The 10,648-nt window shown below is 72.6% G+C and carries 2 protein-coding genes and 1 pseudogene; 2 read left to right on the top strand and 1 reads right to left on the bottom strand.

Annotated features, from left to right (window positions below):
* Positions 1-22: 22 nt before the first annotated feature.
* Positions 23-7,942: pseudogene (locus AB5J73_RS46825) on the top strand (SDR family NAD(P)-dependent oxidoreductase); the annotation flags it as partial.
* 710 nt (positions 7,943-8,652) lie between these two features.
* The gene (locus AB5J73_RS46820) at positions 8,653-10,215 is read left to right on the top strand and encodes a carbohydrate-binding protein (protein WP_370966479.1); all 1,563 of its coding nucleotides are present in this window, start codon (positions 8,653-8,655) and stop codon (positions 10,213-10,215) included.
* A 36-nt stretch (positions 10,216-10,251) separates the two neighbouring features.
* On the opposite strand, the gene AB5J73_RS46815 is transcribed toward AB5J73_RS46820, so the two are convergent.
* Entirely contained in the window at positions 10,252-10,617 is a 366-nt protein-coding gene (locus tag AB5J73_RS46815) for a winged helix-turn-helix transcriptional regulator (protein WP_370966477.1), read from the bottom strand.
* Between the last annotated feature and the right edge of the window lie 31 nt (positions 10,618-10,648).

Genomic DNA, 10,648 nt, shown 5'->3' with positions numbered 1-10,648 from the left:
CTACTGCATGGAGTGAACGACGATGGACAACGAGGAAAAGCTCCGCTACTTCCTCAAGCGGGTCACGGCCGATCTTCAGGACACCCGCCGGCGGCTCCAGGAAGCGCAGACGCACGAACCGATCGCGATCGTCGGCCTCGGCTGCCGGTTCCCCGGCGGCGTCCGGACCCCGGCGCAGCTGTGGGACCTGGTCGACGGCGGGCGCGACGCGATCTCCGGGTTCCCCGAGGACCGCGGCTGGGAGCTGGGTTCGCTGTACGACCCGGACCCCGAGGCGCCCGGGACGTCGTACGTCCGGGAAGGCGGCTTCCTCGACGGCGTCGCCGACTTCGACGCGGGCTTCTTCGGCATCTCGCCGCGTGAGGCGCTGGCGATGGACCCGCAGCAGCGGCTGCTGCTCGAGACGTCGTGGGAGGCCTTCGAGCACGCGGGCATCCGGCCGCCGTCGCTGAAGGGCAGCCGGACGGGCGTCTTCGTCGGCTCCAACGGCCAGGACTACGGCACCCTCATGCTCAGCGCCGCCGAGGCCCTCGAAGGCCACCTCGCCACGAGCAACGCGGCGAGTGTCCTTTCCGGACGGGTCGCGTACGCGTTCGGGCTGGAGGGGCCGACGCTCACCGTCGACACGGCGTGCTCGTCGTCGCTGGTCGCGCTGCACCTGGCGGTGCAGGCGCTGCGGCAGGGCGAGTGCGACCTCGCGCTCGCCGGCGGCGTGACCGTGCTGCCGACCCCGGGCTCGTTCATCGCGTTCAGCCGGCTGCGCGGGCTCGCCGCGGACGGCCGCTGCAAGGCGTTCGCCGAAGCCGCCGACGGCACCTCGTGGGGCGAGGGCAGCGGCATGGTCGTGGTGGAACGGCTTTCCGACGCCCGCCGCCACGGCCACCCGGTGCTGGCGATCGTGCGCGGTTCGGCGGTGAACTCCGATGGCGCGTCGAACGGTTTGACCGCGCCGAACGGCCCGTCGCAGCAGCGGGTCATCCGGGCCGCGCTGGCCGACGCCGGTCTGTCCACTTCGGACGTCGACGCGGTCGAAGCGCACGGCACCGGCACGACCCTGGGCGACCCGATCGAAGCCCAGGCGCTGCTGGCGACCTACGGCCAGGACCGGGAAGCGCCGCTGTGGCTCGGCTCGGTGAAGTCCAACATCGGCCACACCCAGGCCGCGGCGGGTGTCGCCGGGGTCATCAAGATGGTCATGGCCCTGCGTCACGGCGTTCTCCCGCGGACCCTGCACGTCCACGAGCTGTCGTCCCGTGTCGACTGGTCGGCCGGCGCGGTCGAGGTGCTCACCGAGCGCCGCGAGTGGCCGTCGGACCGGCCGCGCCGGGCCGCGGTGTCCGCGTTCGGCATGAGCGGCACGAACGTCCACACGATCCTGGAGGAGGCGCCGGCCGAGGACCGGCCGGCCACCGGCGCCGACGAGCCGGGGCAGGTCGTGCCCTGGGTGCTCTCGGCCCGGTCGGCCGAAGCGCTCCGCGCCCAGGCCGCCGCGCTCGCCGGCGTCACCGGGCCGGTCGGCGACCTCGGGCTTTCGCTGGCCACGACCCGGTCCGCGTTCGACCACCGCGCGGTGGTCGTCGGTGACCGCGACGGCCTGGCCGCCGGACTCGCCGCGCTGGCCGAGGACCTCCCCGCACCGAGTGTCGTCAAGGGGACGGCCGTCGCGGGCAAGGTCGCGATGGTGTTCCCCGGCCAGGGTTCCCAGTGGGCGGGGATGGCCGTCGACCTCCTGGCCGGTTCGCCGGTGTTCGCCGCCCGGATGGCCGAGTGCGCGACGGCGTTGTCATCCTTTGTGGACTGGTCCCTGACTGAAGCCGTCCGCGACGCCGCGATGCTGGAGCGCGTCGACGTCGTGCAGCCCGCGCTGTTCGCCGTGATGGTGTCGCTGGCGGAGCTCTGGCGCTCGTACGGTGTCGAGCCGGCCGCGGTCGTCGGGCACTCACAGGGTGAGATCGCCGCCGCGGTCGTCTCGGGCGCACTGTCCCTCGAGGACGGTGCGCGCGTGGTCGCGTTGCGCAGCCAGGCGATCCTGGAGCTGGCGGGGCAGGGCGGCATGGTCTCGGTCGCCGAATCCGCCGACGCGGTGGCCGCCCGGATCACGCCGTGGGGCGAGCGGCTGTCCGTCGCGGCGATCAACGGTCCCGCCGCGGTCGTCGTCTCCGGCGAGCCGGCTGCGCTCGACGAACTGATGGCCGCCTGCGCCGCCGACGACGTCCGCGCGAAGCGGATCCCGGTGGACTACGCCTCGCATTCCCCGCAGGTGGAACGGATCCGCGAGCGCCTGCTCGAAGTCCTGGCCCCGGTCCGGCCGGCGAAGGCCACGACCGGCTTCTTCTCGACGGTCACCGGTGACTGGCTCGACGGCACCGAGCTGGACGCCGAGTACTGGTACACCAACCTCCGCCGCCCGGTCCGGCTCGACACCGCCGTGACGGCGCTGACGGGCCAGGGCTTCCGGACGTTCGTCGAGGCCTCGCCGCATCCCGTGCTGACCATGGCGATCGGCGACGGCGCCTTCGGGACCCTGCGTCGCGGGGAAGGCGGCCTCGCCCGGTTCCACACGTCGGTGGCCGAGGCCTGGGTGCACGGCGTCGACGTCCGCTGGGACGACGCCTTCCCCGGCGCGCGGCGCACCGAACTGCCCACGTACGCGTTCCAGCACGAGCGCTACTGGCCGCGGCTGGTCGCGGTCGGCGACGCGGGCGGCCTCGGGCTGACCGCGGCGGAACACCCGCTGCTGGGCGCCGTCGTCGGGCTCGCGGATTCGGGCGGCGCGGTGCTCACCGGGAAACTCTCGGTGCACAGCCTGCCGTGGCTGGCCGACCACCGCGTCGGCGGCGAAGTCCTGTTGCCGGGCACGGCGTTCGTCGAACTCGCGATCCGCGCCGGCGACCAGGTCGGCCGCCGCACCCTCGACGAACTCACCCTCGAAACCCCACTGGTGCTGCCGGCCACGGGCGGGGTGCACCTCCAGGTTTCGGTGCGCGAGGACGGCGAACTCGCCATCTTCTCCCGCCCGGACGAGTTCACCCCGTGGACCCGCCACGCCACCGGCCTCCTGATCGAGGCGTCACTTTCACGTGAAAGTGACGCCTCGGAGTGGCCACCGGCGGGGGCGGAGCGGGCCGAAATCGAGGGGTTCTACCCGGCCATGGCGGCGACCGGCGTCGACTACGGCCCGGCGTTCCGCGGCCTGCGTGCCGTGTGGACCCGGGGGAGCGAAGTCTTCGCCGAGGTCGAGTTGCCCGAGGCCCTGCGCGCCGAGGCGGCCCGGTTCGGCCTGCACCCGGCGTTGCTCGACTCCGCCCTGCACGCCGCGGGTTTCGGCGCGTTGTCCGCGGTGGGCGACGGGCCGAAGCTCCCGTTCGCCTGGAGCGGTGTCTCGCTGACCGCGTCCGGCGCGACCGTGCTGCGCGTGACGTTGACGCCGGTGCCCGGCGACGCCGTCGCGCTGGCCCTCGCCGACGAAACCGGCGCCCCGGTCGGGACGGTCCGCTCGCTGACACTGCGCACGCCCGCCAAGGCCGAACCCACCCGCGACGCGCTCTTCGAAGTCACCTGGCCCGAACTCACCGGCACCGAGCTGACCGGCGAGTTCACCGTATTCCGCGTCCCGGACGGCTCGGTGCGGGACACGACCGCGGCGGTCCTCACGCGACTCCAGGAATCGCTCGCCGCCGAGGAACTCCTGGTCATCGCGACCTCGGGCGCGGTCTCGGTCGACGGCGAAGACGTGCCCGACCTCGCCGCCGCGGCCGTCACCGGCCTGGTGCGCTCGGCCCAGGCCGAGAACCCCGGCCGGTTCGTGCTGCTCGACGCCGGCGAGGTCCCGGCGGAACTGCCCGTCGGAGAACCCCAGCTCGCCTTGCGCGCGGGGAAGTGGCACGTCCCGCGGCTGGCCCGGGCGTCCACTTCGGACACCACGCCCGAGTGGGGCGACGACGCGGTGCTGATCACCGGCGCGTCCGGTCTGCTCGGCGGCCTGGTCGCCCGGCACCTCGTCACCGACCACGGCGTCCGGGAGCTGCTCCTGCTGTCCCGTCAAGGTCCCCTCCCGGAACTCGTCGCCGAACTGGCCGGACTCGGGGCCACCGCGACCGCGATCGCCTGCGACGTCGCCGATCGCGCGCAGCTGGCGGCGGTCCTGGCCGAGCACCGCGTTTCGGCGGTCGTGCACGCGGCCGGCGTCCTCGACGACGGCGTCGTGGAATCCCTTACGCCGGAACGCCTGGACGCGGTGCTGCGGCCCAAGGCCGACGCGGCCCTCAACCTCCACGAACTCACTTCGGGGCTGTCCGCCTTCGTCTTGTTCTCCTCCTTCGCCGCCACCATGGGCGGTGCGGGCCAGGCCAACTACGCGGCCGCGAACGCCTACCTCGACGCGCTCGCCCAGCACCGTCGTGCGCAGGGCCTGCCCGCGGTCGCACTGGCGTGGGGACTCTGGGCCGAGGCCAGCTCGATGACCGGGCACCTCGCCGAGGGCGACCTGCACCGCATGGCCGGTGCGGGCATGACCCCGCTGGACAGCGCTTTCGGGCTGGCGCTGTTCGACCGGGCGGTCGCCGCGGACCGAGCGGTGCTCGCGCCGGTCCGGCTGGAACTCGCCGCCCTGCGCCGTCAGCCGGTGACGCCCGCGCTGCTCCACGGCCTGTTGCCGCCGGTGCGCCGTCAGGCGGCGGCCGCGGCCACGAAGTCGTCGTTCGCCGACCGGCTCGCCGGGCTCGGCGCGGACGACCGGAACCGCCAGGTCCTCGAACTCGTCCGCGGCCTGGTCGCGGGCGTGCTCGGGTACGCCTCGGCGGCCGCGGTCGAGCCCGCGCGGGCGTTCAAGGAACTCGGGTTCGACTCGCTGACCGCGCTGGAACTGCGCAACCGCCTCGCCGCCGAGACCGGCCTGAGGCTGCCGGCGACGCTCGTCTTCGACCACCCGAACCCGCAGGCGCTCACCAAGTACGTCGTCGAACGGGTTTCCGGCGAGTCGTCGCAGGTCGTGGTGCGCGAGCGCCGGGTGGCCGGCGACCCGATCGTCGTCGTCGGCATCGGCTGCCGCTACCCGGGCGGTGTCCGCGGCCCCGAAGACCTGTGGGACCTGGTCGCCGCGGGCCGCGACGCCGTCGCGGGCCTGCCGGACGACCGCGGCTGGGACCTCGACGCGCTGTACGACCCCGACCCCGACCACCCCGGCACCAGCTACGCCAAGGAAGGCGCGTTCCTCTACGACGCCGCCGACTTCGACGCGGGCTTCTTCGGCATCTCGCCCCGCGAGGCGCTCGCGATGGATCCGCAGCAGCGGCTCCTGCTGGAGACCTCGTGGGAAGCGCTCGAACGCGCGGGCATCGACCCGGAGTCGTTGCGCGGCAGCCGGACCGGCGTGTTCACCGGCGTGATGTATTCGGACTACGCGTCCCGGCCGCTCGCCGTCCCCGAGGGCGTCGACGGCTTCCTCGGCACCGGCAGCTCGGCGAGCGTGGTGTCCGGCCGGATCGCGTACGCGCTCGGCCTGGAAGGCCCGGCCCTCACCGTGGACACGGCGTGTTCGTCGTCACTGGTGGCGCTGCACCTGGCGTGCCAGTCGCTGCGGCAGGGGGAGTGCGACCTCGCGCTGGCCGGCGGCGTCACGGTGCTTTCGACGCCGGGCGTGTTCATCGACTTCAGCCGTCAGCGCGGGCTCGCGGCCGACGGCCGGTGCAAGTCCTTCGCCGACGCCGCCGACGGCACCGGCTGGGGTGAAGGCGCGGGGATCCTCGCCGTGGAACGCCTTTCCGACGCCCGGCGGCTCGGCCACCCGGTGCTCGCGGTGGTCCGCGGCACGGCGGTGAACTCCGACGGCGCGTCGAACGGCCTGACCGCCCCGAACGGCCCGTCGCAGCAGCGGGTCATCCGCGCCGCACTGGCCGGGGCCGGACTGCAGCCGTCCGAAGTGGACGTCGTGGAAGGCCACGGCACCGGCACCACGCTCGGCGACCCGATCGAGGCGCAGGCCATCCTGGCGACCTACGGCCAGGACCGCTCGACGCCGCTCTGGCTCGGCTCGCTGAAGTCCAACATCGGCCACACCCAAGCCGCCGCGGGGGTCGGCGGCGTGATCAAGATGATCATGGCGATGCGGCACGGCGTCCTGCCGCCCACCCTGCACGTGGACACCCCGTCGTCCCACGTGGACTGGACGGCCGGTGCGGTGGAGCTGCTGACGGAAGCCCGCGAATGGACGGCCGACCGGCCGCGGCGGGCCGGGGTGTCGTCGTTCGGCGTCAGCGGCACCAACGCGCACGCGATCCTCGAACAAGCTCCGGTCTCGCAGCCGGTCACCCCGGAACGCGGCGAGACCGGCGTGCTGCCGTGGGTGTTGTCCGGACGGAGCGAAGCCGCGCTGCGGGCCCAAGCCGCCCAGTTGCTCGGCGTCGACGGACACCCGGCCGACGTCGGGCTGTCCCTGGCCTCCTCGCGGAGCCGGTTCGCGCACCGGGCCGTGGTTCAGGGCACGACGTCCGAGGAGCTTTCGGCCGGTCTGGCGGCGCTGTCCGACGGGCGGTCCGCCTCGAACGTCGTCACCGGCCGCGAACGCCCCGGCCGGCTCGCGGCGTTGTTCACCGGCCAGGGCGCGCAGCGGGTCGGGATGGGGCAGGAGCTCTACGCTCGCTTCCCGGTCTACGCCGCCGCTTTCGACGAGGTCCTCACCCACTTCACCCCTTCGCTTCGCAACGCGTTCACCGACGCCGAGCTGCTCGACCGCACAGAGTTCACCCAGCCCGCACTCTTCGCAGTAGAGGTTGCTCTCTTCCGCCTGGTGGAGTCGTTCGGCATCCGCCCGGACTTCGTAGCGGGTCATTCGATCGGCGAGATCTCGGCCGCCCACGTCGCCGGGGTCCTGTCGCTGGAGGACGCCTGCCGCCTGGTCGCTGCCCGTGCCTCCCTGATGCAGGCCCTCCCCACTGGCGGCGCAATGGTCTCCATCGCCGCCCCCGAGTCGGCCATCACCCTCACCGACGGCGTGTCGATCGCCGCGGTCAACGGCCCGGAGTCGGTGGTCATCTCCGGCGAGGAAGCCGAGGTGCTGGCGATCGCGGCGCAGTTCCCGAAAACCAAGCGCCTGACGGTGAGCCATGCGTTCCATTCGCCGTTGATGGATCCGATGCTGGAGGAGTTCCGCGCGGTCGCGGAGTCTCTGGACTACCGCTCTGCGACGATACCGGTGATCTCGAATGTGAGCGGTGCTCTCGCCGAACCGTTCACCGCCGACTACTGGGTCCGGCACGTCCGCGAAGCAGTCCGCTTCGCCGACGCCGTGCGCACCCTCGAAACCGAAGGCGTGACGACGCTCCTGGAGCTGGGTCCCGACGGCGTGCTCAGCGGGATGACCAAGGAAACCCTCGGCGGGGACCGCGTCGCCGTCCCGGCGTTGCGGCGAGACCGCTCTGAAGAGAGAGCACTGCTCACGGCGTTGAGCACTGTTCACGTCCACGGTGCCGACGTCGGCTGGGCGCCGTTCTTCCCCGGCGCCACCCGCGTCGACCTGCCCACCTACGCGTTCCAGCGCACCCGGTACTGGCTCGACGTGGTGCTGTCGGAGACGGTGGCGCCCGAAGCGAGCGACGCGCCGGCGGTCGAGCCGATCACCGGGCGCCTGGCGGAGCTCCCGGCCGCCGAGCGCGCCGCGTGGCTCCTCGCGTGGGTCCGGGCGGAGGTCGCGGCGACGCTCGGGCACCCGACCGTCGACGCGGTCGAGCCGGAGTCCGCGTTCGCCGAGCTGGGGTTCACCTCCCTCGGTGTCGTCGAGCTGCGCAACCGGATCAGCGCGGCGACCGGGCTCGAGCTGCCCGCCGCGCTCGTCTGGGACTACCCGACGGTCGCCGAACTGACCGAGCACCTCCTGGCCAACGTGTCACTGGCGGCACCGGACACGAGCGGCTCACTGGGTGCCCTGTTCCGGACGGCCCGGGAAACCGGCCGCACGGCGGAGTTCCGGACGTTCCTCGGCGCGGCGTCGCAGTTCCTGCCGCCGGCCCCGTGGACCCCGCGTCCGCGCCGCGTGACGACGGGCGGCTCCCGGCCACTGCTGTTCGCGTTCGGCACGCTCACCGGCTCGACGCAGTGGTGCGAAGAGGTGACTGCGCGGTTCGACGGCGTCCGCGAGGCGTGGCTGCTGCCCGCGCCCGGGTTCGACGGCGAGACACCCGCGCCCGCCGACCTGGGCACGCTGGTCGCGACGGCGGCCGAGGCGATCCGCGAGCAGGCGGCCGGCGAGCCGTTCGTCGTGCTCGGGTCCGGCTCGGGTGCTCTGCTCGCGGCCGCCGTGGCGGACGCGGCCGGGGCGACCGGCGCCGTGCTCGCCGACCCCGCGGAAATCGAGTTCGACGAGCTCCCGGAGACCGTCACGGACGCCGAGCTCACAACCGTCGGCGCCTACCTGCGGTTGTTCGGCACGGCGGTCGCCGAGCCGCGGGTGCCGGTCCTGACCCTGAAGACGGGGGAGGACGTGGCCGACGCGGCCCGGCAGCTGCACGCCTGGCTGGTGGAGGAGCTGGCCGTGGCGTGCCGGTGACCGGGAAAATGTGGCGTCATATCTGATGTTTGATGCATCGCGTCTTGACGCCTTGATTGGAAGGATCCTTTACTAACCGGAGGTCGCCCTACTCACCTCCGGGAGCACGCATGTCCTCACTCCGGCGCATCGCGAGCGCGGCTGCCGCGCTCGCGATCGCGGCAAGCGGTTTCGTCCTGGGCTCGCCCCCGGCGTCGGCCCTCGAAAACGGGCTGCTGCGGACGCCGCCGATGGGCTTCAACAACTGGAACTCGACGCAGTGCCGCGCCGAATTCACCGAAGCGATGATCAAGGGCATCGCGGACATCTTCGTCAGCAAGGGGCTCAAGGACGCCGGCTACACCTACGTCAACATCGACGACTGCTGGGCGCTGCCCTCGCGCAACTCCGCGGGTGACCTCGTCCCCGATCCCGCGCGCTTTCCCGGTGGCATCAAGGCGCTCGCCGACTACGTGCACGCCAAGGGCCTGAAGTTCGGCATCTACACCAGCGCGGGGACGAAGACGTGCAACACCGCCGGCTTCCCCGGCGCGCTGGGGCACGAGCAGCAGGACGCGAACCTCTTCGCGTCCTGGGGCGTCGACTACCTGAAGTACGACAACTGCAACAACCAGGGCGTCGACGCGCAGCAGCGGTACAAGGCGATGCGGGACGCGCTCGCGAAGTCCGGCCGGCCCATCGCCTATTCGATCTGCGAGTGGGGCCAGAACAAGCCGTGGACGTGGGCGGCGCCGGTCGGGAACCTGTGGCGCACCACCGGTGACATCTCCGACAAGTGGTCGAGCATGATCGGCAAGGCGCAGACCAACCGCGGGCTCGCCCAGTACGCCGGCCCCGGCCACTGGAACGACCCGGACATGCTGGAGGTCGGCAACGGCGGCATGACCGCGGCGGAGTACCGCACGCACTTCAGCCTGTGGGCGATGATGGCGGCGCCCCTGCTCATCGGCAGCGACCTGCGGAAGGTGTCCGACGACAGCTTCGCGATCCTCAAGAACACCGACGTGATCGCGCTCGACCAGGACCCGCTGGGCAAGCAGGCGACGGTGCTGAGCGCGAACGGCGGACTCGTCGTCTACAGCAAGGTGCTCGCCAACGGCGACCGCGCGGTGGCGCTGTCCAACGAAACCGCCGCGACGGCGACGATCGGCACGACCGCGTCCGCGACCGGCATCGGCAGCGCGTCTTCCTACACGCTGAAAGACTTGTGGAGCAAGGCGGTCCGGAGCACCACGGGCACGATCAGCGCTTCGGTGCCTTCGCACGCGACGGTGCTGTACCGCTTGTCTTCCCAGGGTTCCCGCTACGAAGCCGAGTCCGCGACCCTTTCGGCGGGCGGCACGGTGGACGCGAACCACGCGGGCTTCTCGGGGACCGGTTTCGCGAACGGCGCCAACGCCGTCGGCAGCTACGTCGAATGGCAGGTGGCCGGTCCGGCGTCGGCGCTCACGTTCGGCTACGCGAACGGCACGACGGCGGCGCGCCCGGTGGACGTCGCGGTCGACGGCACGGTGGTGGCCACGGGTGTCCCGTTCCCGCCGACCGGCGCCTGGACGACGTGGAGCACGGTGGCCCGTCCGGTGACCCTGGCGGCGGGCGCGCACACCGTGCGGCTCACCGCGACGACCGCGGACGGCCCGGCGAACCTGGACTACCTGGACGTTTCGCGATAGCCGTTCCGGGTGGCGTACGAGAACAGTGGCCGCGGCCTACCTTGCCGAGCTGCGGGAATCGTAGGCCGCGCGGGCCTTTGCCACTTCGTCGAGGTTGGGCGACCACTCGGCGAGGCTGGCGAACAGCGGACCCAGGCTGCGGCCCAGCTCGCTGATCTCGTACTCCACCCGCGGTGGCACCTCGGCGTGGTAGGTGCGCACGACCAGGCCGTCGCGCTCGAGCTGGCGCAGCCGCTGGGTGAGCACCTTCGGCGTGATGGTGGCGATGCGGCGCTCGAGCTCGACGAACCGCTGCCGGCCGAACTCGTTGAGCGCCCACAGGATCGGCGTGGTCCACCGGCTGAACACGATGTCCACCACCGGCGCGATCGGGCAGGCCAGCTCGGGTGTGGTCCTGGTCACTTTTCGGGCCTCCAGCCATTACTTTCCTCTA

Source organism: Amycolatopsis sp. cg9 (genome assembly GCF_041346945.1).
Taxonomy (GTDB): Bacteria; Actinomycetota; Actinomycetes; order Mycobacteriales; family Pseudonocardiaceae; genus Amycolatopsis.
This window is presented reverse-complemented; position numbering and strand designations above follow the sequence as displayed.

Bases quoted from the DNA above. Each gene is read 5' to 3' on its own strand.
- AB5J73_RS46820 (WP_370966479.1), top strand. From the start codon at position 8,653: ATGTCCTCACTCCGGCGCATCGCGAGCGCGGCTGCCGCGCTCGCGATC.